Origin of the sequence: Micromonospora sp. ALFpr18c, from assembly GCF_008868155.1 — a bacterium.
GTDB lineage: Bacteria > Actinomycetota > Actinomycetes > Mycobacteriales > Micromonosporaceae > Micromonospora.
In genome coordinates, this window is the sequence record NZ_WBKR01000090.1 from 1 (window position 1) to 23,536 (window position 23,536).

General features: G+C 72.5%; 20 protein-coding genes and 1 pseudogene. 7 read left to right on the top strand and 14 right to left on the bottom strand.

Features of this window, described 5'->3' with window-relative positions; genetic code table 11:
• Positions 1 to 113: 113 nt before the first annotated feature.
• From F8271_RS17355 to ftsY, 4 genes are all read right to left on the bottom strand, one after another.
• Positions 114 to 452: a P-II family nitrogen regulator gene (locus tag F8271_RS17355; protein WP_172862163.1), complete on the bottom strand. Its 339-nt coding sequence runs from the start codon at positions 450 to 452 to the stop codon at positions 114 to 116.
• Positions 453 to 477: 25 nt separating this feature from the next.
• Positions 478 to 1,890, bottom strand: a complete 1,413-nt coding sequence (locus F8271_RS17360; RefSeq protein WP_151490814.1) for an ammonium transporter — start codon at positions 1,888 to 1,890, stop codon at positions 478 to 480.
• Between the two features lie 275 nt (positions 1,891 to 2,165).
• Entirely contained in the window at positions 2,166 to 3,029 is an 864-nt protein-coding gene (locus tag F8271_RS17365; protein ID WP_192580334.1) for an aminoglycoside phosphotransferase family protein, read from the bottom strand.
• Between the two features lie 6 nt (positions 3,030 to 3,035).
• On the bottom strand, positions 3,036 to 4,226 hold the full coding sequence (gene ftsY / locus F8271_RS17370) for a signal recognition particle-docking protein FtsY (protein WP_151490815.1): 1,191 nt from the start codon (positions 4,224 to 4,226) through the stop codon (positions 3,036 to 3,038).
• A 218-nt stretch (positions 4,227 to 4,444) separates the two neighbouring features.
• Between ftsY and F8271_RS17375 the strand changes: the two genes are divergently transcribed.
• From F8271_RS17375 to F8271_RS17395, 5 genes are all read left to right on the top strand, one after another.
• Positions 4,445 to 6,172, top strand: coding sequence for an alkaline phosphatase D family protein (locus F8271_RS17375; protein ID WP_151490816.1), 1,728 nt, complete (start codon positions 4,445 to 4,447; stop codon positions 6,170 to 6,172).
• 10 nt (positions 6,173 to 6,182) lie between these two features.
• Complete coding sequence (locus F8271_RS17380) at positions 6,183 to 6,623, top strand: MarR family winged helix-turn-helix transcriptional regulator (RefSeq protein ID WP_225854595.1); 441 nt, start codon at positions 6,183 to 6,185, stop codon at positions 6,621 to 6,623.
• A 147-nt stretch (positions 6,624 to 6,770) separates the two neighbouring features.
• A complete protein-coding gene (locus F8271_RS17385) occupies positions 6,771 to 8,390 on the top strand; it encodes an MDR family MFS transporter (RefSeq protein WP_151490817.1) in 1,620 nt (539 codons plus the stop codon).
• A gap of 9 nt (positions 8,391 to 8,399) precedes the next feature.
• Complete coding sequence (locus F8271_RS17390) at positions 8,400 to 8,894, top strand: universal stress protein (protein ID WP_192580335.1); 495 nt, start codon at positions 8,400 to 8,402, stop codon at positions 8,892 to 8,894.
• Between the two features lie 47 nt (positions 8,895 to 8,941).
• On the top strand, positions 8,942 to 9,475 hold the full coding sequence (locus F8271_RS17395; RefSeq protein ID WP_151490818.1) for a DinB family protein: 534 nt from the start codon (positions 8,942 to 8,944) through the stop codon (positions 9,473 to 9,475).
• A gap of 7 nt (positions 9,476 to 9,482) precedes the next feature.
• Here F8271_RS17395 and F8271_RS17400 read toward each other — a convergent pair whose 3' ends face one another.
• From F8271_RS17400 to F8271_RS17410, 3 genes are all read right to left on the bottom strand, one after another.
• Positions 9,483 to 10,103, bottom strand: a complete 621-nt coding sequence (locus tag F8271_RS17400) for an HAD-IA family hydrolase (protein WP_151490819.1) — start codon at positions 10,101 to 10,103, stop codon at positions 9,483 to 9,485.
• Positions 10,103 to 13,717 (bottom strand): chromosome segregation protein SMC, encoded by a 3,615-nt coding sequence (gene smc / locus F8271_RS17405; RefSeq protein WP_151490820.1) that lies wholly within the window; start codon positions 13,715 to 13,717, stop codon positions 10,103 to 10,105. The genes F8271_RS17400 and smc overlap by 1 nt, the downstream gene beginning before the upstream one ends.
• 349 nt (positions 13,718 to 14,066) lie before the next feature.
• Positions 14,067 to 14,261, bottom strand: a complete 195-nt coding sequence (locus tag F8271_RS17410; protein ID WP_007456482.1) for a hypothetical protein — start codon at positions 14,259 to 14,261, stop codon at positions 14,067 to 14,069.
• Positions 14,262 to 14,634: 373 nt separating this feature from the next.
• Here F8271_RS17410 and F8271_RS17415 point away from each other — a divergent pair, with 373 nt between their 5' ends.
• Positions 14,635 to 15,750, top strand: a complete 1,116-nt coding sequence (locus F8271_RS17415; RefSeq protein WP_151490821.1) for a CAP domain-containing protein — start codon at positions 14,635 to 14,637, stop codon at positions 15,748 to 15,750.
• 117 nt (positions 15,751 to 15,867) lie between these two features.
• On the top strand, positions 15,868 to 16,710 hold the full coding sequence (locus F8271_RS17420) for an endo alpha-1,4 polygalactosaminidase (RefSeq protein ID WP_151490822.1): 843 nt from the start codon (positions 15,868 to 15,870) through the stop codon (positions 16,708 to 16,710).
• Positions 16,711 to 16,756: 46 nt separating this feature from the next.
• Here F8271_RS17420 and F8271_RS17425 read toward each other — a convergent pair whose 3' ends face one another.
• The 7 genes and pseudogenes from F8271_RS17425 to F8271_RS17455 all read right to left on the bottom strand — a co-directional run bounded on the left by F8271_RS17425 (position 16,757) and on the right by F8271_RS17455 (position 23,436).
• Entirely contained in the window at positions 16,757 to 18,976 is a 2,220-nt protein-coding gene (locus F8271_RS17425) for an MMPL family transporter (RefSeq protein WP_151490823.1), read from the bottom strand.
• A 220-nt stretch (positions 18,977 to 19,196) separates the two neighbouring features.
• On the bottom strand, positions 19,197 to 20,054 hold the full coding sequence (mutM, locus tag F8271_RS17430) for a bifunctional DNA-formamidopyrimidine glycosylase/DNA-(apurinic or apyrimidinic site) lyase (RefSeq protein WP_151490824.1): 858 nt from the start codon (positions 20,052 to 20,054) through the stop codon (positions 19,197 to 19,199).
• Between the two features lie 190 nt (positions 20,055 to 20,244).
• Positions 20,245 to 20,991 (bottom strand): annotated as a pseudogene (gene rnc, locus F8271_RS17435) (ribonuclease III); the annotation flags it as partial.
• A complete protein-coding gene (locus tag F8271_RS17440; RefSeq protein WP_151490825.1) occupies positions 20,988 to 21,971 on the bottom strand; it encodes a phosphate acyltransferase PlsX in 984 nt (327 codons plus the stop codon). The gene F8271_RS17440 and the pseudogene rnc, both read right to left, overlap by 4 nt.
• Positions 21,972 to 22,085: 114 nt before the next feature.
• Positions 22,086 to 22,259 (bottom strand): 50S ribosomal protein L32, encoded by a 174-nt coding sequence (gene rpmF / locus F8271_RS17445; RefSeq protein WP_030335284.1) that lies wholly within the window; start codon positions 22,257 to 22,259, stop codon positions 22,086 to 22,088.
• Between the two features lie 5 nt (positions 22,260 to 22,264).
• The gene (locus F8271_RS17450; RefSeq protein ID WP_151490826.1) at positions 22,265 to 22,828 is read right to left on the bottom strand and encodes a DUF177 domain-containing protein; all 564 of its coding nucleotides are present in this window, start codon (positions 22,826 to 22,828) and stop codon (positions 22,265 to 22,267) included.
• 110 nt (positions 22,829 to 22,938) lie between these two features.
• Complete coding sequence (locus tag F8271_RS17455) at positions 22,939 to 23,436, bottom strand: hypothetical protein (RefSeq protein WP_151490827.1); 498 nt, start codon at positions 23,434 to 23,436, stop codon at positions 22,939 to 22,941.
• Positions 23,437 to 23,536: the final 100 nt, after the last annotated feature.

Below are 23,536 nucleotides of genomic sequence, written 5' to 3' on the forward strand. Positions count from 1 at the left end.
CGATCCCCCCGCGTACGCCGACGACCTCGTTGATCAAGAGGTTCGCGTCACCGTCACCGGTGTGCCCGGACGCGTTCCCCTTGATCAACGAGGTCATGTCGGTCGTGGCCGGATCAGAGAGCGTCGAGGCCGCGCTCGCCGGTACGCACCCGGACGACCTCCTCGACACCGGTGACCCAGACCTTGCCGTCGCCGATCTTGCCCGTACGGGCGGCGCCGACGATGGCGTCCACCACCTTGTCCACGTCGATCTCGTCGGTGAGCACCTCGACCCGGATCTTGGGCAGGAACTCGACCGTGTACTCGGCACCCCGGTAGACCTCGGTGTGCCCCTTCTGCCGCCCGTACCCCTGCACCTCGCTGACGGTCAGCCCGGCCACCCCGAGGGCGTGCAGGGCCTCCTTCACCGCGTCCAGTTGGTACGGCTTGATGACCGCGGTCACCAGCTTCATGTCCAACCCCTCCATCCCAGGAACGTTAACCGGCGACCTTTTCGCTGACCGGCTCGGCGGGCTCCGCCTCCGGCTTGGCGGCGCTCGTGGTGCCGCCACCGGGGGTGCCGATGCCGGCCATCGCGAACGCGCTGCCCGTGCCGCCGCCCGCCGGGGACAGGTCGTAGCTGCTCTCGGCGTGCTCGGCGATGTCGATGCCCTCGACCTCGGCCTCGCCCTTGACGCGGAAGCCGATGGTCTTCTCGATGACGAAGGCGAGCACCCAGGCGATGCCGAACGACCACGCGGTGACGATCAGGCCGGCGAGGGCCTGCCGCCCGAGCTGGGTCGCGCCGCCGCCGTAGAAGAGGCCGTCCGAGGCGCCCACCACGTCGGAGATCGCGGCGTTGACCGAGTTGGTGGCGAAGAGACCGAGCCAGAGCGACCCGATCCAGCCGCCGACGAAGTGCACGCCGACCACGTCGAGGGAGTCGTCGTAGCCGAGCCGGTACTTGAGGCTGACGGCGAGCGCGCAGACCGCACCGGCGATGATGCCGAGCAGGACGGACGCCCACGGGGCGATGAAGCCACAGGCCGGGGTGATGGCGACCAGGCCGGCGATGGCGCCGGACGAGGCACCGACCATCGTCGGCTTACGGTCCTTGATCCACTCGACCGCGATCCAGCCGAGCACCGCCGCCGCCGTGGCGAGCTGCGTGTTGATGAAGGCGAGACCGGCGACCGAGTCGACGGTCAGCTCCGAGCCGGCGTTGAACCCGAACCACCCGAACCACAGCAGACCGGCACCGAGCGCGACGAGCGGGATGTTGTGCGGCTTCATGCCCTCACGTGGCCAGCCGAGTCGCTTGCCGAGCACCAGAGCCACGGCCAGGGCCGCCGCACCGGCGTTGATGTGCACCGCGGTGCCACCGGCGAAGTCCAGTGCGTGGATGTCGGCGCCGATGATGCCGCCGCCCCACACCCAGTGCGCGACCGGGAAGTAGACCAGGGTGGCCCAGCCGAACGCGAAGAGCAGCCAACCGGCGAACTTGGCCCGGTCGGCGATGGCACCGCTGATCAGCGCGACGGTGATCACCGCGAAGACCATCTGGAAGGCCATGAACACGTAGAGCGGAATCCCGATGCCGCTGGGGTTCTCCGCCGTGGCACCCCACAGGTCGGTCTCGGCGAGGAAGGTCTTGGTGCCGAGGTATGCGCCCGGGTCGCCCCAGAAGCCGTTCACGTCGGTCCCGAAGGCGACGCTGAAGCCGTAGAACCACCACAGAATAGAGATGAGCCCGATGGCGGAGAAGCTCATCATCATCATGTTGAGTACGCCCTTGGCCCGGTTGAGGCCGCCGTAGAACAGCGCCAGTCCGGGGGTCATGAGCAGCACGAGCGCGGTCGAAACCAGCAGCCATGTGGTATTGGCGCCGTCGATCGTCGGTGCTTCAGGCACGCTGGCCTCCTAAAGGTGAAGTCCTCCTTCGCGGCTTTCCGGGGCAGCGTCGCCCGTAGGCCGGTTGCGCGGAAGCTTCGCGGCCGGCTGTTTCACCCAGGGTCCCGTGCTGGTTTCCGTTTGGTGACGGGTTGTTTCGTACGTGTCACGAAGTCCGCACAGTACGCGGCATGGACGGTGGTGGATCGCCCGGACGGCGGGCGTCGATGGCTGACCGGCCAGGCCCATCGGCCGGCCCGCTTGCCGGGACCGCCCGAGCATCGACCGGTCACCGCTCAGCGGAGGGCGTTCTCCAGGGCGTGCCGCTCGTAGTCGAGCAGCCGCAGGTCGCGCATCGGCCGGCGCAGGTGCCCCTTGTGCACGATCCGGACGAACGCCGGCTCACCGGCCGCGGCCATCCGGCGGATCCCCTCGACGTGGTCCACGATCCGCTTGCGGATGGTCCGGATCAGCCGGTGCCGGTCCCGAGGGATCAGCCCGTACGCGTCGGCGAAGAGGCGCAACCGGCGCGGCCGGTCCGGACGCTTCCAGCCCAGCGTGATCGAATCCCGGTCCGCGAAGATCGGCACCCACGTCCAGGCCGCGTACGCCACGTCGTAGATCCGGGCGCCGGGCGACGCGAGGTCGAAGTCGATCAGCCCCAGCGTGCCGTCCGGACGCCAGATCACGTTGTGCGGCGCGGCGTCGTGGTGGCAGATCACCTCGGTGTCCGGCGGCGGCGGCCCGAACGAGCGCCAGACCGCTCCCGGCGGCGGCGTGAAGCCGTACTGGGCGTCGTGGAACATCCGCAGCATGGTGGCGACGGTCACCAGCGCCTCGTCGGTCACCCAGTGCGGGGCGAGCGGGTACTCCCCGCACTCCCCCTCCAGGTACGACAGCACCTCGCGGTTGCGCTCGTCCATACCGAGCGCCCGGGGCGCCCCGGTGAACCCGACGTACTCCAGGTGACGCAGCAGGGCGTGCACGGACGGGGTCCACGGTCCGGCGTTGCGACGGACCGTGTCCCCCACGCGGACGACGGTGCTCACGTTGCCGCCGTGCAGCGGGATCTCCTGCGAAGTCACGTACGGTCTCCCGAGGCGCTGCGAGGGGTGGCCGGGGTCACGCCAGCCCGCGTACGCGCGATCGTCAGTGGTCACCCGAGACTACGCGTCCCGTCCGGTGGCCTCGGTCCCCAGCAACGCGTCAACGAACTGCGCGGGGTCGAACGGGGCCAGATCGTCCTTGCCTTCGCCGAGGCCGACGAGCTTCACCGGGATGCCGAGCTTGCGCTGCACGGCGATCACGATGCCGCCCTTGGCGGTGCCGTCGAGCTTGGTCAGCACCACGCCGGTCACGTTGACCACCTCGGTGAAGACCCGCGCCTGCTCCAGGCCGTTCTGCCCGGTGGTGGCGTCGAGGATGAGCAGTGTCTCGTCGATCGGACCCTGCTTCTCCACCACGCGCTTGACCTTGCCCAGCTCGTCCATCAGGCCGACCTTGTTCTGCAGGCGGCCGGCGGTGTCGATGAGCACGGTGTCCACGCCGGTGTCGATGCCGCGCTTGACCGCGTCGAACGCGACGCTGGCCGGGTCGGCGGCCTCCGGGCCACGGACGGTCTCCGCGCCGACGCGCGATCCCCAGGTCTCCAGCTGGTCGGCGGCGGCGGCCCGGAAGGTGTCGGCGGCGCCGAGCAGTACGGTGCGGCCGTCGGCCACCAGCACCCGGGCGATCTTGCCGCAGGTGGTGGTCTTGCCGGCACCGTTGACGCCGACGACCAGGACCACCGCGGGGACGCCGTCCTTCGGGGCGGTCCGCAGCGAGCGGTCCAGGGTCGGGTCGAGCGCGTTGACCAGCTCGGCGGCGAGCAGCGCGCGCAGCTCGGAGGCCGAGCGGGTGCCCAGCACCCGGGTCCGCTCGCGGAGCCGGTCGACGATGTCGCGGGTGGCGTCGACGCCGACGTCGGCGGTGATCAGGCTGTCCTCGATCTCCTCCCAGACGTCCTCGTCGAGGTGGTCGCGGGCGAGCAGGCCGAGCAGGCCCTTGCCGAAGACGTTCTGCGAGCGGGACAGCCGCGAGCGGAGCCGGACGAGCCGCCCGGCGGTCGGCTCGGGCACCTCCACGGTCGGCGCGGGCGCCTCGAGCACCGGCGGCGGTTCGACCAGGACACCGGTGGACAGATCGGACTCGGGTGCCTCGACCGGTGGGCCGGCGAGATCCTCTTCGGCCCGGGTGTCGACCTCGGTGCGTGGCAGCGGAGGCTCGGGCCGCCGCCGCAGACGCGGCACGACCAGCCCGACTGTGCCGGCGATCAGCACACCGAGCAGGACCAGAGCGAGGACGAGATATTCGGCCATGCCGGAATCCTGTCAGATGCCGGCGGCGGCGTCCCAGCCACCGCACCCCGAGCGATGCCCGGGATCGCAGCCGACCGCCGGCCGGGCGACGCCCGGGGTCTCAGCCAACCGCCGGCCGGGCGGCGCCCGGGGTCTCAGCCAACCGCCGGCCGGGCGGCGCCCGGGGTCTCAGCCACCGCACGCGGCCGGTGCGGGGAACCGGCGGTAGGCTCGGCCGCATGCCCGCCGCACACCTTCTCATCGGCCCACTCCTGCGGCGAGTGGTGGACACCCGGGCGACGATCTGGGTGGAGACGGCGGCGCCCGCCGTGGTCACCGTCCGCACCGCCGACGGGGCCACCGGCACCGCACCCACCTTCTCGGCGTACGACCACCACTACGCGTTGGTCGTGGTGGAGGGGCTCACCCCGGACAGCGCGACCACCTACGAGGTGCTGGTCGACGACGAGGTGGTCTGGCCGGTGCCGAGCAGCGGCTTCCCGCCGAGCGTGATCCGCACCCGGGCCGCCGACGACCGGGACCAGCCGGTCAATCTGATCTTCGGCTCGTGCCGGGAGACCACCCAGCACGCCACCACCCGCAAGCTGCCGCCGGACGCGCTCGACGCGTACGCCCGGCGGTTGATGGCCGACCCGGAGTCCAACCCGCTGCCCGACCTGCTGGTGCTGCTCGGTGACCAGGTCTACGCCGACGTCACCTCGCCCACGGTGCGCCGGCTGCTGCGCCGGCGCCGGCGGCGGCCCAAGGGTGCCCCGGCCGACCAGGTGGTGAGCTTCGACGAGTACACCAAGCTCTACCTGGAGTCGTGGCGCGATCCGGAGATCCGCTGGCTGCTGTCCACCGTGCCGAGCGTGATGATCTTCGACGATCACGAGATCATCGACGACTGGAACACCTCGGCGGCGTGGCGTGCCGAGATGCGCGAGCAGCCGTGGTGGCCGGAGCGGATCGGCAGCGGGCTGGCCTCGTACTGGGTCTACCAGCATCTGGGCAACCTGTCCCCCGACGAGATCGCCGCCGACCCGGTCTTCGCGAAGGTCGCCGCCGCCGAGGACGCGACCGGCGTGCTGCGCGAGTTCGGGCACCGGGTGGATCAGGAGTCCGACCTGGCGCACGACACGGAGCGTTGGCGCGCCGTGCAGTACCAGTGGAGTTACGCACTGGACCTGGGACGCACCCGGCTGGTCATGCTGGACAACCGGTGCAGCCGGGTGCTCGACGCGGGCAGCCGGGCGATGCTGCCGCCGGGTGAGTGGTCCTGGTTCCTCGACCAGGCGCACGGGGTCTACGACCACCTGGTGGTCGGGGCTTCGCTGCCGTGGCTGCTGCCGCAGGGCATCCACCACATCGAGGCATGGAACGAGAAGTTGGCGGACTCGCGCCGGCCGTGGGTGGCGCGCGGGGCGGAGAAGCTGCGCCGCGCACTGGACCTGGAGCACTGGGCCGCGTTCCGGCGCTCCTTCGAGGCGATGGCGGAGACGTTCGCCCGGATCGGCACCGGCACCCCGAGGGAGTCCGGCGCACGGGTGGGCGCCGGTCCGGCGTACGCCCCGCCGGCGTCGATCAGCGTGCTCTCCGGGGACGTGCACCACTCGTACGTGGCGCGGGCCCGGTTCGCCGACCCGGCGGTGGTCACTCCCGTACACCAGCTCACCTGCTCGCCGATCCACAACCAGGTGCCGGCCGGCATCCGTCCGCTGATGCGGCTGGGCTGGTCGGCCGGGCCGGCCGGGGCGACCCGGGCGTTGGCCCGCTCGGCGGGTGTCCGCCGCCCGGGGGTGCGCTGGCGCAAGCTGGCCGGCCCCTACTTCGGCAACGCGGTCGCCACGCTGACCCATCAGGGGCGGGGTGCTGACGTGACCATCGAGGGCACCACGAAGGACGGTCTGCTACGCCCGGTGATGCGACGCCGACTCTCGGGCGGCGGCGGGTCGACCGCGCCGTAGTCTCTAGGCCGTGGATGAGCACCTGCCGGAGCCGATCCGGGCGGTCGAGCACGAGTTGACCGCTCTGCTGCGTCGTGGCCGGGCGGTCTCCTGGGAGATCGCCCGCGAGGTGCACCCGAACCTCGAACCGAACACCTACGGGCTGCTGCTCTGGTTGCGGCGTAGTGGGTCGATCCGGTTGACCGAGTTGGCGGCGCGGCTCGGCGTGGGCAAGGGCACGCTGAGCCGGCAGATCAACGCGCTGGAGGTGCTCGGGCTGGTCCACCGCGACCCCGACCCGAGCGACCGGCGGGCCGCGCAGATCAGTCTCACCGAGGAGGGGCAGCACCGGTTCGACGTGGCCCGCGCCGCGCGGCTGGGGGAGTTCCTGCGGGCCCTGGACGGCTGGCCGGAGCGGGATGTCGAGGAGTTCGCCCGGCTGTTGGGTCGGTTCAACGACTCCTGGCAGTAGCGCCGCGCGGCGGGGAATACGGCGCCGGTCCAACAAGTTGTTGCTTCAGGCAACCAAGGCATACGGTTGCTTCGGGCAACTCCCAGGCGGCCCACGCGTACCAGGTCAACCGCCGTTCCACCTCGACTCCGCTCGGAGGCAACAACGATGACCCAGGCGACAGCGCCCACCCAGGCGACCGCCGTCACCATGACCCACCGGCAGATCCTGGAGGCACTCTCCGGCCTGCTGCTGGGCCTGTTCGTCGCGATCCTCTCCTCCACGGTCATCTCGAACGCGCTGCCGCGGATCATCACCGAACTGCACGGCGGCCAGTCCGCGTACACCTGGGTGGTCACCTCGGCCCTGCTCGCGACCACCGCGACCACCCCCATCTGGGGCAAGCTCGCCGACCTGACCAGCAAGAAGACCCTGGTCCAGCTCGCCCTGGGGATCTATGTCCTGGGCTCGGTGCTGGCCGGCCTCGCGCAGGGCACCGGTGAGCTGATCGCCTGCCGGGTGGTCCAGGGCATCGGCGCGGGCGGCCTCACCGCACTGGCCCAGGTGATCATGGCCACGATGATCGCCCCGCGCGAGCGGGGTCGCTACAGCGGCTACCTCGGTGCCGTGATGGCCGTCGGCACCATCGGCGGCCCGCTGATCGGCGGCGTGATCGTGGACACCTCCTGGCTCGGCTGGCGCTGGTGCTTCTACGTCGGCGTGCCGTTCGCCATCGTCACGCTGATCGTGTTGCAGAAGACGCTGCACCTGCCCGTGATCAAGCGTAAGGCGGAGATCGACTGGTGGGGTGCCACCCTGATCACCGCGGCCGTCTCGGTGCTGCTGATCTGGGTCTCGCTCGCCGGCGACCAGTTCGCCTGGGCGTCCTGGCAGACCGCCGTCATGGTGCTCGGCGCGCTGGTCCTCGGCGCGCTGGCGATCCGGGTGGAGACCCGGGCCGCCGAGCCGATGATCCCACCGCGACTGTTCCGCAACCGCACCATCAGCCTCGCCGTCGTCGCCAGCATCGCGGTCGGTGTCGGCATGTTCGGCGCGTCGATCTTCCTCGGCCAGTACTTCCAGATCAGCCGCGGCCAGACCCCGACCATGTCCGGCCTCATGACCCTGCCGATGATCCTCGGCCTGCTCGTCGCCTCGACGGTGGGCGGACGGATCATCACCAGGACCGGCCGTTGGAAGCGGTTCCTCGTGGCCGGCTCGGTGCTGCTCACCATCGGCTTCGCCCTCATGGGCACGCTGCGCGCGGACACCAGCTTCACCCTGCTCAGCGTCTACATGGTGCTGATCGGCGTCGGCCTGGGCCTGACCATGCAGAACCTCGTCCTCGCCGTGCAGAACACCGTCGGCCCGCACGAGCTCGGCGCGGCCAGTTCGGTGGTGGCGTTCTTCCGCAGCCTGGGCGGCGCGATCGGCGTATCCGCCCTCGGCGCGGTGCTGGCCCACAAGGTCAAGGACTACACCGCCGACGGGCTGGCCCAGCTCGGCATCCCGGCGTCCAGCTCCGGCAGCGGCGGCACCCTGCCCGACGTGCACACCCTGCCCGGCCCGCTGCGGGTCGTGGTGGAGAGCGCGTACGGCCACGGCGCCGGTGACATCTTCCTGGCCGCCGCTCCCTTCGCGCTGCTCGCCCTGATCGCGGTGACCTTCATCAAGGAGGTGCCGCTGCGCCAGCACAACGGCAACCCGGTTTCCGACGAGGTCGAGCGGGAATCGACCCTCGCAGCCGGTGCCGGAGCAGCCGTCGTCCGTACCGGCGAGCAGAGGTGAGGTAGAGCGATGAGCGTGGGAGCACCGGACCGCGAGGAGTACGGCCCCCGGACCCGCCCGCTGCCCTTCGAACGCGGCACGGACGGCCCGCGGGTGATCATGGTGGGCGTGGACGGCACCCGTACCTCCGAGCGGGCCGGCTCCTACGCCGCCGGGATGGCTCGCCGGCAGGGAGCCGCCCTGGTGGTCGTCTTCGTCAGTTCGGCGAGCGGGCTCACCGCCCTGGTGCCCGGGATGGACGCCGGCGCGGTCCAGCGCACCCACGACGAGTTGGCCGACGAGCTGCGTCGGGAGTGCCGCCGTGGGGCCGAGCAGTGGGGCATTCCGGTGACCCTGCTGGTCCGGCGCGGCGACGCGTACGGCGAGTTGTGCGCGGCGGCCGACGAGTTCCAGGCCGACATGGTGGTGGTGGGCGCCTCCGAGCAGGCCGGTCACCGGCTGGTCGGCTCGGTGGCGACCCGCCTGGTCCGCACCGGCCGCTGGCCCGTCGTGGTGGTGCCCTGACAAGAATCTCGGTCGCGTTTGTCGTACCCGGGTCGCAGGATGGCCCGATGACGACGTGGAGAGCACCTGAGATCGACCGCAGAGACGAGCCCCTGGTCGCCGACGAGCGCGCGATGCTGGAGGGCTGGCTCGACTACCACCGCGACACCCTGCTGCACAAGTGCGCCGGCCTGACCGCCGAGCAACTGCGGACGGCGAGCGTCGAGCCGTCCGACCTGAGCCTTCTCGGGCTCGTCCTGCACATGACCGAGGTCGAGCGGTCCTGGTTCCGCCAGCGCTTCGCCGGCCAGGACCTGCCCGACCTCTTCGACTACGACACCGACAACGACGCCGAATTCCACGCCGCGGCCGAGGCGGACGCGGAGGCCGCCTTCGCCACCTTCCGGGCCGAGGTCGACGCGGCCCGCGCGGCGACCGAGGGGCGATCCCTGGACGAGACGTTCACGCTGACCCGCGGCGACGGCGCCGCCCGCACCTTCAGCCTGCGCTGGGTGTACGTGCACATGATCGAGGAGTACGCCCGACACAACGGCCACGCCGACCTGATCCGGGAACGCGTCGACGGCGTCACCGGCGACTGACCGGCGCTCAGTAGCTGAGGGCGGCCCGCAGGTAGCGCAGGTCGGCGTGGCCGCCCCAGCGGTGCGCCGACAGGCCTGCGGAGCGGGCGCCCCGCACGGCCCAGTCCTCGTCGTCGACGAAGAGCACCCGCGCCGGCGGGGTGGCCAGCGCCTGGCAGGCGGCCTGGAAGTACTCCGGGGCCGGCTTGTGCACCCCCAGCGTCGAGGAGTTGACCACCACGTCCACCTCGTCGGCGAGGCCGAGTGCGGCCAGGTCGGCGTCGAGCAGGTCGGTGGCGTTGGTGGCCAGGCCGACCCTGATCCCGGCGGCACGTACCTCCCGGACGAAGTCGAGCACCTCGGTGTCCACCTCGCCCCGGTAGCGCTGCCACTGCTCGACCGCCGCCCGGGCCCGGTCCGGGCCGCCCGCCGGCTCAGCGAGGGCGTCGGCCACGCTGCTCACCCAGTCGGCGTGGCTGACCTGGCCGGTGAGCACCGGCTGGAGCCGGCCCCACTGCATGGCGATCTCGGTGAGCACCCCGTCGGCGAGGCCGTACTCCCGCTCCACCCCGGCGGCGACTGCCGGGTCGAACCGGCGCAGGACGCCGTCCAGATCCAGCAGGAGCGCCGTCGCGCGTTCCCGAGCCATTACCCGTTCTCCTCGCCGCGGCCGCGCCGCTGGTCGTCCTCGTCGGCCCGGTTGAGCCGTTGGCTGATCACCTGGGTGACCCCGCTGCGCATGGTCACCCCGTAGAGCGCGTCAGCGATCTCCATCGTCCGCTTCTGGTGCGTGATGACGATCAGCTGACTCTTCTCCCGCAACTGTGCCAGCAACGTGATCAGCCGGCCCAGGTTCACGTCGTCCAGGGCCGCCTCCACCTCGTCCATGATGTAGAACGGGCTGGGTCGGGCGCGGAAGATCGCCACCAGCATGGCCACCGCGGTCAGCGACCGCTCGCCGCCGGAGAGCAGCGACAGCCGCTTGATCCTCTTGCCCGGCGGTCGGGCCTCCACCTCGACGCCGGTGGTGAGCAGGTCGTCGGGGTCGGTGAGGATCAGCCGGCCCTCGCCGCCGGGGAACAGCACGGTGAACACCTGCTCGAACTCCCGGGCGGTGTCGGCGAACGCGCTGGCGAACACCTCCAGGATCCGCTCGTCGACGTCCTTGACGACGGTGAGCAGGTCCCGCCGGGTGGCCTTCAGGTCTTCCAACTGCTCGGAGAGGAACTTGAAGCGCTCCTCCAGCGCGGCGAACTCCTCCAACGCGAGCGGGTTCACCTTGCCGAGCAGGGCCAGTTCACGTTCGGCCTTGGCGGCCCGCTTCTCCTGCACCGGCCGCTCGTAGCGGACCGGCTCGGGCACCGGCAGCCCGTCGCGTTCGGCCGCCGCGACGTCGACCTGGGTGGGCGGGACCAGCTGGTTGGGGCCGTACTCGGCGACCAGCGTCTCCACGTCCAGCCCGAAGTCCTCGGCGGCCTTCGCCTCCAGCTGCTCGATGCGCAGGCGCTGCTCGGCACGGGCCACCTCGTCGCGGTGTACCTGGCTGGTCAGCCGCTCCAGCTCCGCGCCGAGTCGCTTGGCTGCCCCGCGTACCTCCTGAAGCTCGGCCTCGCGGCCGGCGCGTTCCCGGGCGACCGCGTCGCGGTGCTCCTCGGCCGCCGCGATCGACGTGGTGAGCCGGGTGAGGGCCTCCCGGGCGCCGCCCGCGACGGCCCGGGCGATGCCCGCACCCCGGGTGCGCGCCGCCCGCCGGGCCGCGGCGCGCTCGCGCGCGGCCCGCTCGGCGGTGGCCTGCCGGGCCAGCGAGTCGGCCCGGCCGGCGATCGAGGAGACACGCTCCTCGGCGGTACGCACGGCGAGCCGGACCTCCATCTCGTTCTGCCGGGCCTGCGGCACCATGGCGGCGAGCTGGTCCCGTTCCTCGGTGGAGGGCTCGGCATCGACCGGGGTCTCCTCGGCCAGCCGCAGCCGCTCCTCCAGCTCGTCGAGCGTGCTGAGGTCCCGTTGCCGGGCCGCCTCGGCGCGGGAGCGGGACTCGCCGAGCCGGTCGGTCTCGGCCTTCGCCGATCGGGCCGCCGCGCCCAACTCGGCGAGCCGGCGGGCAGCGGCGTTGCGGTGGCTCTCGGCCTCGCGCGTCTCGGCGGCGGCGTGCTGCACGGTCTCCTTGGCGGCGGCCACCTCGGCGCGCGCCTCGACGAGCTGGTCGCGCAGGTCCGCGCCGGCCCGCTCGGCGGCCAGGCGGTTGGTGCGGGCCTCCTCGACGGCCGCCTGCACCTCGATGTAGCTGGGCGCCTTGGCCGACCCGCCGGCCGCCGCGTACGCCCCGACCACGTCACCGTCGGGGGTGACCGCGCGCAGCTCGGGGTTCCCGGCGACCAGCTCCGCCGCGGCGGCCAGATCGTCGACGAGTGCCACGTCGCGCAACGCCCGGTGCACGGCCGGACGCAACTCGGCCGAGCACTCCACGAGGTCGGGTGCCCAGCGGGCGCCGTCGGGCAGCTTCGGACGCAGCGCGTCGGCGGAGCCGGTCATGCCGGGCCCGGCCGGGCTGCCGACCAGCAGACCGGCCCGGCCGGCGTCGGAGATCTTCAGTAGCCGCATCGCCTCGACGGCCTCGTCCACCCCGCTGACGGCGACCGCGTCGGCGAGGCCGCCGAGCGCGGCGGCCAGCGCGGCCTCGTTGCCCGGAGCGACGGTGAGCAGCCCGGCGAGGCTGCCGAGCAGGCCGGGTACGTCGCCGGCGCGGGCGAGCAGCGCGCCCGCCCCGTCCTTGCGGCGCAGGCCCAGGGCGAGTGCCTCCTCGCGGGCCTTCCAGGTGGCGGCGTCCTTCTCCGCCGCCCGCTCGGCGTCGGCCAGCGATCGGACGCCTGCCTGCGCCCGTTCCTGCTCGGCGACGGCCTCGGCGTGCCGCGCGTCCAGGTCGGCGTTGTCCCGGTCCGCCTCGGTGGACTGTGCGGCCACCGCGTCCAGGTCGGCCTGCGCCTGCTCGGCACGGGTCAACGCGTCGGCGTGCGCGACGGCGAGCCGTTCGATCTCCTCGCCGGCGCTGGTGGTCCGCGCCCGGGCCGAGTTGACCTGGCCGGTGAGCCGGGCCATCCCCTCGCGCCGGTCGGCGATGGCCTTGGCGGCGGCGACCAGTTCCCGTTCGGCGGCGGCGAGCTGCCGTTCCAGCTCCTGGCGGTGCTCCACCGCCTCGGCCAGCCGGATCTGGTCGTCGGTGAGCGCCGCGCGCAGGTCCTCCTCCTGCTCGCGGACCCGCTCCGCCTCGGCCTCCAGCTGCTCCGGGTCGCGGCCGGGCCGCTCGTCGTCGCCGCTGGCGCTGAGGTGCCGCAGCCGCTCCCGGGCCAACTGCTCGATGGAGCGGAAGCGTTCCTGCAGCGCGGACAGCTTGTACCAGGTGTCCTGGGCGGCGGCGAGCAGCGGGGCGTCCTCGGCGAGGGCCGCCTCCAGCTCACCGAGCCGGCCCTGCACCTCGACGTGTTCACCCTCGATCTGCTCGCGCCGCTCCCGCAGCGCGGTCTCGTCGGCGATCTCCCGGTCCAGGGTGGTCCGCAGGGTCGCCAGGTCGTCGGCGAGCAGTCGCAGGCGGGCGTCGCGCAGGTTCGCCTGGATGGCGGCCGCCCGGCGGGCCACCTCCGCCTGCCGGCCCAAGGGCTTGAGCTGGCGGCGCAGCTCCGCGGTGAGGTCGGTGAGCCGGTTGAGGTTGGTCTGCATCGCGTCGAGCTTGCGCAGCGCCTTTTCCTTGCGCTTGCGGTGCTTGAGGACGCCGGCCGCCTCCTCGATGAACGAGCGGCGGTCCTCCGGCTTGGCGTGCAGCATGCCGTCAAGGCGGCCCTGACCGACGATGATGTGCATCTCCCGGCCGATGCCGGAGTCGGACAGCAGCTCCTGGATGTCGAGCAGCCGGCACGAGTTTCCGTTGATCTCGTACTCGCTCTCGCCGGAGCGGAACATCCGGCGGGTGATGGAGACCTCGGTGTACTCGATGGGCAGCGCGCCGTCGGTGTTGTCGATGGTGAGGGTGACCTCGGCGCGGCCCAGCGGCGCGCGGCCGGCGGTGCCGGCGAAGATGACGTCCTCCATCTTGCCGCCGCGCAGCGCCTTGGCGCCCTGCTCGCCGAGCACCCAGGCGATGGCGTCGACGACGTTGGACTTGCCGGAGCCGTTCGGGCCCACCACGCAGGTGATCCCGGGCTCCAGCTTCAACGTCGTGGCGGAGGCGAAGGACTTGAAGCCCTTCACCGTCAGGCTCTTGAGATACACCTTCTCGATCCTCGTCCGGTGGCCGCCGTACCGTCGCCGGCTGCGCGGACCTGGGTGAACCCGCAGACTAACCCGGTGGCGCGAGTGGGCCGGCACGCGACCCGCCCCGGAGGGCGTCGGTCGAGGGCACGGGATGCGTTCCGACGGTCACGCGGAAAGGCAAGCCTCTTTCATGATCGGATTGTCGGTCGGCCCGTTTCTCGGAAAGTGCCGACGCGTTTCCGATGCGACCCAGTGCAAGATCAGAAATCGTCGGCCGCGAAACAGAGCCGGACAGCGTTGCGCGCCGGCACGTGACGTGTCGGCGCGCTTTTCTGCGATGGTGCGATTCAGTTTTCCGACCCGAAGATCAGGTCAACGCCGGTTCGGCCAGACGGAGCAGGTCGTCCGCCTCCGCCGCAGCCGCCGCGAGCCGATCATTGTCGGCACGCAGACGCGTGATCTCGAACTCCAGTGCCTGAACCCTGGCACGCAGTCGGGTGACCTCGTCGAGCAGACGCCGGTCGGGCGCTGCACCTACGTGGCCGTAGAGGGCCTTCGCCATGCTGACTCCTTGATATGCGCTGCCGGAAAGGCCGGCCAACGCGCGCCCATTTGTACGCGGCTGTCATTCCAGGCTGTATCTGGGCATGACCGGGCGCGACTGGCGACACCTATATATTGAGCCGCAAACCCCTCCTTCGTCAAGTTCTCGCAGGCCGTAGATCATCTCCACGTCGACCTGTCCACTTGTCGGGGGGCTGCCTTCTCGGCACGGACACTCTCTGTCCGGACGCCTTTACTGTACGCCCGGATCCGGGGAAGTCAGCACCTTGGCGTCCGACTTCCCCTTAACTCTTCCTTAGCCACGTTGCCGCAGGTCGCGGGCGAGTCGTAGCGTCACCCCGGCCAACAACCGACCCCGTGGAGGCAGAGGCGTGTACGGCTGGACCGACCCGATGGACCCGAACGGCGCACCCCGGCGCGCCGAGCGGCAGACAGACGAGCCGGACTGGCTGACCGACCGCCCGGAACCCCGCTCGGCGTACCTGTTCGGCGACGACCCGGACCGGCCCGGCGACGAGTGGCAGCGCGAGCAGCCCACCGCCCGCTGGAACCACGAACCGGACGTCCCCGCCGGGCCGCAGGACGCGCACACCCCCGCCTGGACGGCCCACCAACCGGCCGACGACCCGACCGCCGGCTGGCACGGCAGCGCCGACACCACCGGCGACTGGCGCGCCGACACGGGGACGACCGACGGCTGGCGCGCCGATGCCACCACCGAGCGGTCCGGCCAGGGCCGGCACCGTTCCCCGCGCAGCTGGCGTCGACCGCTGATGATCGGCGGTGCCGCCGCGGCGGCCACCCTCGTGGTGAGCTTCGGCGTCGGGGCGCTCGCGATGCCCGGTGACGACCCGGCCGGCGACCCGACGGCCGTCGACGACACGTACGCCGCGTCGGCGGCGCCGACCGACCAGCCGACCCTGGACACGCTCGCCGCGCCCTCCCCGAGCGGCACGCCCACGGCGGCCCAGCCGAGCCCGTCGCCCAGCAAGACCGTGCAGCCCACCCCGGCGTCGTCGCGGACCACCGCGGCGTCGCGGCGCAGCGCCCCGCGCAGCAGCGCGCCGAGCACCGCCAACGGCTCCGGCGGCTCCAGCGGCACCGTGAGCAGCCAGGCGCGCGAGGTGGTGGACCTGGTCAACGCCGAGCGGGCCAAGGCCGGCTGCAAGGCGCTGAGCATCGACGACAAGCTGATGACCGCCGCCCAGAAGCACAGCCAGGACCAGGCCGACCACCAGAACATGTCGCACACCGGCAGCGACGGCAGCAACGCCGGCGTCCGGCTGGACCGCGTCGGTTACGCGTGGCGCACCTACGGCGAGAACGTGGCCTGGAACCAGAAGACCCCGGCCGCCGTGATGGACGCCTGGATGAACAGCTCCGGTCACCGGGCGAACATCCTGAACTGCGCGTTCACCGAGATCGGCGTCGGCATCGCCAGCAGCAACGGCCCGTACTGGACGCAGGTCTTCGCGGCGCCGCGCTGACCGCGCGTCGTCCGCGCCCCCGCGCTCGTTTGACCCGGTGAGGTACGTCGGGCCGAGTGTGGGGCCGGCGTACCGGCCGAGGGCGGCGACGGGCCGCCCGCGACCCGGGAGCTGCCGATGCGGATCCGGCCGCGGCGTCGCGCCGCGACGCGCCCACTGCGCCGCGTCTTGGCCGCCGGCCTCGCGGCGGTCCTGGTGGTGCCGGCGTACGGCTGCCGCGCCGAGCTGACCCCGCCCGGCGCGCCCACCGCGTGGCCGTCCGACCAGTCCCGCCAGTGGCAGTGGCAGTGGCAGCTCAGTGGCCCCCTCGACCCGGCGGTGGACGCGGACGTCTTCCTGCTCGACCCGGTGGACACCACCGCCGCACAGACCGCCGAGCTGCGCTCCCGCAACCGCCGGCTCATCTGCCAGGTGTACGTCGGGTCGGCCCGCGCGACCGACCCGGACGCCAGCCGCCTCCCGGACGCCGTGCAGGGCTCGGCCGGGCGTCGGGCCGGCAGCCGGTGGTTGGACGTCCGGGCGTGGGACGCGCTGGAGCCGGTCCTGGCCGACCGGTTCCGGCTCTGCCGGGGCAAGGGCTTCGGCGCGGTGGCGTTCGCCGACGCCGACGGGTACGCGTCGCGCACCGGCTTTCCCCTCGACTTCGACGACCAGCTGCTGTTCAACCGCCGGCTGGCCGAGCTGGCCCGGAAACTGAGCCTCTCCCCCGGCCTGGTCAACGACGTGCCGCAGCTCGCCGCGCTCGCGCCCGACTTCGACTTCGCGGTCAACGAGGAGTGCGTCCGGCTGGCCCAGTGCGCCAAGCTGCTGCCGTTCGCCGACGCGGGCAAGCCCGTCTTCCACGTCGAGTACACCGGCTCGACCGACGACTTCTGCGTCACGACCATCGGCTACGGCTTCGCCTCGATCCGCAAGGAACGCACGCTGGACGCCTGGCGGGCGCCCTGCCCGCTGCCCTGAGAGGGCCGACCGGGCCGCGGTCGCGGCCCGGCCGTCAGCACCTCGTTCAGGGCACCGGCACCAACTCCGGGGCGGGGGCCGGCGGGTCGGCGGGGGCGGATGCCGGACGCTCGCGCAGGAAGCGTGGTGCCCACCAGTTGGCGTCGCCCAGCATGGTCATCAGCGCCGGCAGCACCACTCCCCGGATGATCGTGGCGTCCAGCAGGATGGCCGCCGCGAGGCCGATGCCGAGCTGCTTCATGTCGATCGTGCTCAACGTGGCGAAGATCGAGAACACGCCGACCATCACGATCGCCGCGCTGGTCACCACGCCGGCCGACGAGGTGATCCCGTACGAGATCGCGTCGCGGTTGGGCATGCCGGCCCGGACCCCCTCGCGGATCCGGCTGACCACGAACACGTGGTAGTCCATCGAGAGTCCGAAGAGCACCACGAAGAGGAACAGCGGCAGCCAGGACACGATGGCGCCCATCGAGGTGAAGCCGAGCAGCCCCTCGGCCCAGTCACCCTGGAAGACCAGCACCAGCAGCCCGTACGCGGCTCCGGCGGACAGCAGGTTCAGCACGATCGAGCTGGCCGCCACCACCACCGATCGGAAGGTGAGCACCATGACCAGGAAGGTGAGCACCAGCACGAAGCCCATCACCAGCGGCAACGTGCTCCGGACGTGCGCCGCGTAGTCCTCGCTGTCGGCCACGCTGCCGCCGACCGCGTACTCGATGCCGGGGATGCTGCGCAGTTCGGCCGGGACCAGGTCCGCGCGCAGCCTCTCCAGCGACCGCACCGACCGGTCGTCCCGACTGGAGTACGGGGTGGCGACGTCCAGCACCGACACCCGCCGGTCGGCCGACACCTGGATCTTCGGGCCGTCCGTCTCGGTCGGGGCGAACAGCGGGTCACCGGCGGCCCGGCCGGCCAGGTCGGTGAGCGCGGCGCGGACCCGGTCGGCCTGCTCGGCGGGCGCCCGGACGGCCACCACGTGGTCGGTGCCGGTGCTCGGGAAGGCGGCGGTGAGCCGGTCGTACGCCTGCATGGCCGGCGTGGTGCGCGGCAGGTCCTCCATGCCGGGGAACTTCAGCTTCATGCCGAGCGCCGGCGCGGCCAGCGCGAGCAGTAGCCCGACCGAGATCACCAGGGTCGCGACCGGCGCGCGTAGCGCGGGCCGGAGCACGGCGGGCCAGAGCCGGGGCGCGCGGGGCTGCCCGTGCCGGCCGGTACGCGGGGCGGTCAACCGCCAGAGCAGCGGCACCCGGGGCCGGTCGACCCAGCGGCCGAGCCTGGCCAGCAGGGCGGGCAGCACCGTCAGCGACCCGGTGACCGCGACGGCGACCACCAGGATCGAACCGACGGCGAGGGACGAGAAGACGACGTCGCCGGCGAGCAGCAGCCCGGCCATCGCGATGATCACGGCGAAGCCGGAGACCACGACGGCGTGCCCGGAGGTCTCCGCGGCGATCTCCACGGCGTCCAGGCCGGACCGGCCCTTGGCGCGTTCCTCACGCTCCCGACGGATGTAGAACAGCGAGTAGTCGACCCCGACCGCCATGCCGATCAGCAGGATCACCGGGGACGTGGTGTCGGTGGCCGGCACCAGGTGGGAGGCGAGGGTGGACAGACCCATCGCGGCGGCGACCGAGGAGAGCGCCAGCAGCACCGGCACGCTCGCCGCGATGAGCGCGCCGAACGCGATGATCAGGATGGCCAGGGTGACCGGCAGGCTGAGCAGCTCGGCACGTTTGAAGTCCTTGCCCAGGGTGTCGTCGAGGGCTTGGCCGATCGACGGCCCGCCGACCTGTTCGACGCGTACCTGCGGATGCGCGCCCTGCACGGCTGCGGTCGCGTCACGCAGCGGCTGCACCCGGTCCGACGCCGTCTCCGGGTCGCCGGACATGGTGATCGGCAGCAGCAGCGCCGAACCGTCCCGGGCGGAGACGGGCTGACCGACCTCGGCGACCCCGGTGACCGAGCGCAGCCGGGCCGTCGCGTCGTCGGCGGCGGCCTTCGCCGCCGCCTGGTCCAGCGCACCGCCCCGGGAGGTGATGAGGACGTTGTCCACGGCCGGGTCGGCGAAGGCGCCGGAGTCCACGATGAGGCCGGCCCGTCCCGCCTCGCCGATCGCCTGGTCGCCGCTGGTGGCCTCGTTGAGACCGGCGGCGTTGCCACCGACGAAGCACACCGCCACGAACACGACCCACAGTGCGATGGCCCGCCACGGGTGCTCGGCGCTCCACCGCGCCATCCGCACTGTCACCGGTCTGCTGCCCATCTCGCGTCCCCCTGTCCCGTCAACCCCCTGTCAACGGTGCTGACGTTAGGGACGTGACGAGGCGGTCACATCGGGGATCGGCCCTGGCCCGTCCCGGAACCGGTCCACCGTGCCGGCGGGTCGGTCGGCGGGCGTGGACCGGCGATTCGGGCGGGCTGGGGGGTGCACCCCGGAGCGTCCGGCCGCGACCCGCCGGTACCGACCCGGAGCCGGCTCCGGGTCAACCCCGAAGGGAACCCCGGGGCCGCGGCTGGCAGCGCGGGCAGCTGTACGAGGATCGGTTCATGAACGCCTCGCGGCGGATCGGTGTGCCACACCGCCGGCACGGCTCACCCTCGCGCCCGTAGACGTTCAGCTCCCGGTCGAAGTAGCCGCTCTCACCGTTGACGTTCACGTAGAGGGCGTCGAAGCTGGTGCCGCCCTCCTTGATCGCCTCGGCGAGCACGTCCCGGACATGACCGAGCAGGCGCTGCGCGGCCGGGCCGGTCAACGCGTCGGTGGGTCGGGCACCGTGCAGCCGGGCGCGCCAGAGCGCCTCGTCGGCGTAGATGTTGCCCACCCCGGAGATCAGGGTCTGGTCGAGCAGTGCCCGTTTCACCTCGGTGCGTCGCCGGCGCAGCGCGGCGACGAACGCCGCGTCGGAGAACTCCGGGTCCATCGGGTCGCGGGCGATGTGCGCGATCTCCGCGGGCAGCTCCGCGCCACCCTCGCTGACCGACAGCCCGCCGAACGTGCGCTGGTCGACGAAACGCAACTCCGGGCCGTCGTCGGCGAACCGGAACCGCACCCGCAGGTGCGTCTCGTCCGGGGTGCCGGGCGGCTGGAGCAGCAGCTGCCCGGACATGCCCAGGTGCCCGATGACCGCGTCGCCGCTGTCCAGGGGGAGCCACAGGTACTTGCCGCGCCGTCGGACGTCCAGCACCGTACGGCCGGCGAGCACGTCGGCGAAGTGGGCGCCACCGGGGACGTGCCGGCGGACCGCACGCGGGTGGCGCACCTCCACCGAGTCGATCCGGCGGCCGGTGACCCACTGGGCCAGCCCCAGCCGGACGGTCTCCACCTCGGGCAGCTCAGGCACGCCGTGATCCCGCCTCGTGGTCCTCGGTAGCACCGACCGAAGTCTGGGCCGCGCCGCTGGTCGACGGCTCCTGTGCCGCGACGTCGGCCGGCATCACCTGCGCCAGGTGGTCGGCCTGCTCGGTGCGGGCCGCCCGCTCCGCCCGCTCCAGCGGCCCCACCGACTCCCGATCGGCCGAGCCGTCCTGGTCGGCCCGACCGTCCTGGCCGTTCGAACCGTCCTGGTCGTTCTGGTCGGCGAGGGTCCGCCAGGCCGCCTCCGCGGCCCGCTGCTCGGCCTCCTTCTTGCTGCGCCCCTCGGCGCCGCCGTACCGGTTGCCGGCCACCACCACCCACGCGGTGAACGTCTTGAGGTGGTCCGGGCCGGTGCCCTCGATCCGGTACTCCGGCACCCCGAGCCCGAGCGCCGCCGTCAACTCCTGGAGGCTGGTCTTCCAGTCCAGCGCGGCGCCCCGCCCGGCCGACTCGGCCATCAGCGGGTCGAAGAGCCGGTGGATGACGATCCCCGCGGTGTCCAGCCCGTACTGCAGGTAGATCGCCCCGAGCAGGGCCTCCAGGGTGTCGGCGAGGATGCTCGCCTTGTCCCGGCCGCCGGTGGTCTCCTCGCCCTTGCCGAGCAGCAGGTACGCGCCGAGGCCGTCCGGGCCCAGTCCACGGGCCACGTCGGCGAGCGCCCGCATGTTGACCACGCTGGCGCGCAGCTTGGCGAGCTGCCCCTCGGGCAGGTCCGGGTGGTTGTGGAAGAGCGCCGTGGTGATCACCACGCCGAGCACCGAGTCGCCGAGGAACTCCAGCCGCTCGTTGGTGGGCAGACCGCCGTTCTCGTACGCGTACGAGCGGTGGGTCAGCGCGCGTTGCAGCAGCTCCGGTTCCAGACTCACGCCGAACGCGGCTTCCAGATGACCGACGGACGCCCGCCGCCGCTTGTCGTTGCTCATGTGCGTACCTCGGTGTCGGTGGAGCGGTCGGTGTTCTCCGTCGCGACGTCGCCGTCGAGCAGGGCGGAGACCAGGTCGGTGGCGCGCCGCCGCCACAGGTGGGCGGCGAGGGCGATGCCGGAGGCGACATCGTCGGCGCGAGCGGAACCGTGGCAGACGACCACCGTTCCCGCCACGCCCAGCAGTGCGGCGGCGCGGGGGGCGCCGCCCCCGACAGGTGGACCGCCGGCCATGGCGTACGCGCCCTCGATGGCCTTGAGCAGCACGTTACCGGTGAAGCCGTCGGTGACCACCACATCGGCGCGCGCGCCGAGCGCCACGTCGTACCCCTCGACGAGGCCGACGTAGCGCGCCCCACCGGGCAGCGGCTCGACGGCCAGCAGCGGGTCGGTGGCCCGGCGGACCCGGTCGCCCTTGCCGGCCTCGGTGCCGACCGAGAGCAGGCCGACCCGGGGCTCGGCGACCGAGTGGGCCACCGCGGCGTACGCGGCGCCCATCACGGCGTGTCGGGCGAGGGTGGCGGGGCGGGGCTCCAGCGAGCCGCCGACGTCGAGCAGGACGACCGGACCGGCGACCGCGGGCAGGGTGGCGACCAGGGCGGGCTGGCGGATCTCCGGCCAGCGGCCGAGGCCGAGGACGGCAGCGGTGACGGTGGCGCCGGTGGAGCCGGCCGAGACGAGGGCGTCGGCGGTCCCGTCGCGCACGGCGGTGACCGCGGCCCGCACGGTGCTCTCGGCGCGGGCGGCACTGGGATGGTCGGCCATGCCCACGACATCGCGGACCGGCCGGACCGTGATCCGGGCCCGTTGGGCGGGATCAAGGGCAGCGATCAGCTCGTCGGCGACCTCGGTCGGGCCGACGAGCAGCAGGTGCAGGTCCGGGTCGGCGCGCACAGCTCGCAGAGCGCCGTCAACCACGACGGCGGGAGCATCGTCCCCGCCGAGGAGGTCAACGGCGATCCGCGCGGTGCCCGGCTCCACTGGAACGCCGACCGGGTTGGGCCGGCGGGCGTCGGAGGGAGCCGGGGCACCGGGCGAATGCCAGGGTGCGCGCGCCGCCCGACCTGGGGTCGGGGGCGTCACTCGGCGTCCAGGTCAGACCTCGAGAACCTGGCGGCCGTTGTAGGTGCCGCAGACGGAGCAGGCGGCGTGCGGCAGCTTCGGGGACTTGCACTGCGGGCACGCGACGGTCGCGACCACGGTCGCCTTCCAGTTCGCCCGGCGGGACCGGGTGTTGCTGCGCGACATCTTGCGCTTCGGGACGGCCACGGTTCTTACTCCTCTGTACGGGTCAGTTGCGACAGGCCCGCCCAACGCGGGTCGATCTGCTGGTGACTGTGGTCGGCCGGCAGATCGTCCCAGTGCGCCCCGCATTCGGGGCACAGTCCTGGGCAGTCCTCCCGGCAGAGCGGGTTGGTCGGCAGCGTGAGCACCAACGCGTCCCGCAGCGCCGGCTCCAGGTCGATCAGATCGCCCTGCATCCGGCCCACCTCGTCCTCGTCGGTCGTGGCGTCCGTGGTGCTGTTCTCGTACGCGTACAGCTCCTGGATCGTCACGGCCATCGATTCGTTGATCTCGCGTAGGCAGCGCCCGCACTCGCCCCGGATAGGACCGGTGATGGTCCCGGAGACGAGCACACCCTCGGACACCGACTGCAACCTCAGATCGAGGTTGAGGTCCGCGCCCTCCGGCACGCCGATCAACTCCACACCGAGGTCCGCCGGTGCCGGCACGACCCGCTGGACCTCACGCAACGCACCAGGGCGGCGCGGCAGGTCCCTCGTGTCGAGGACCAGCGGCGACCTGGGGTCGAGTGTCGATGGCGAGTGCTTGGGCATAGTCAGACTCCGGCCGGTGAGAGGCCGACAAAAAAGGTTACCTGGGCGACCGCCGGACCGTCGAACCGGGGGCGACGCCCGCCCGAGAATGTCGGCTGGTGAGGTGCCGCTCAGAAGGGTAGCGGGCGTTCGGCCTCATCCCCACCGAAGGTGCCGATCTCCCGGAGCGCGTGCATCTTGTCGCGCCCACGCTCTATCGAGGCGAGGGCCCGGGTGAGGAACTGCTCGAAGTTGGCCAGCGCCGTGTCGACGTAGTCGTCGACCTCCTCACGCAGGCGCTGCGCCTCGGCGCGGGCCTCGGCGATGATCCGGGCGCCCTCGTGCTCGGCGGAGACGGTGATCTCGTTCACCGAGACGAGGCGGGCGTGTTCTGCCTCACCCTCGCTGATGATCCGGTCCGCCTCGCGCTTGCCGGCCTCCATGATCTTGTCCCGCTCGTCCAGGAGCGCGGCGGCCCGGCGCAGGTCGGCGGGGAGTTCCGCGCGCATCTCGTCCAGGGCGGCGATCATCTCGCCCCGGTCGACCATGCAGTTGTTCCGCGACATCGGGACGGAGCGGGCCTGCTCCACCAGGGCGATCAGTTCGTCGATGCGATCGAGCGGGTCCACCGGTACCTCACTCCTGTCGTTCGTCGGCCGACCTCCATGATGCGGGCTACGGCCGGTTCCCCGCTCTGTCAATCATGTCGTGCCCGCCCCACACGCTGTC